The 533-nt window shown below is 70.0% G+C and carries 1 protein-coding gene; it reads left to right on the top strand.

The window, feature by feature from the left end:
* Positions 1-533, top strand: a 533-nt coding sequence (locus MOV74_RS40065; RefSeq protein ID WP_309486898.1) for an NAD(P)H-hydrate epimerase, incomplete at both ends; no start/stop codon positions are given.

Here is a 533-nt window from a genome sequence, read left to right as displayed (position 1 = left end):
CGCGAGGTCTCGGTGATCGCGATGTGCGAGCGCGACCAGCTCCAGGGCGATGCGGCCTCCGCCGCGCGCGGCTGGAAGCATCCGCTGCTGCCGTTCAATCCGCAGGCGATCGGACGGCCCGCGCTGATCATCGATGCGCTGTTCGGCGCGGGCCTCAGCCGTCCTGTCGACGGCGAGGCTCGCGCGATGATCGAGGCGATCAACGCCAACGGAGCCCCGGTGCTCGCGGTCGACCTGCCGAGCGGCATCAACGGTACCAGCGCGGCCATGTTGGGCGCCGCGGTGAACGCCACCGAGACCGTCACCTTCTTTCGCAAGAAGCCGGCGCATCTGCTGCTGCCGGGCCGGGTGCATTGCGGTCGCGTGCGCGTCGCCGACATCGGCATCGACCCGCAGGTGCTGGACGAGATCGCGCCGCAGACTTTCGAGAACGATCCGGATGTCTGGGGCGCCGCTTTTCCGGTGCCTCGCATCGACGGCCACAAATACGCGCGGGGCCATGTGCTGGCGGTCTCCGGCGATGCGGCGGCGAC

The sequence above is a fragment of the Bradyrhizobium sp. SHOUNA76 genome, assembly GCF_023006445.1.
Classification (GTDB): Bacteria; Pseudomonadota; Alphaproteobacteria; order Rhizobiales; family Xanthobacteraceae; genus Bradyrhizobium.
Note: the sequence above shows the minus strand (reverse complement) of the source record. Positions and strands in the feature narration are given on the sequence as shown.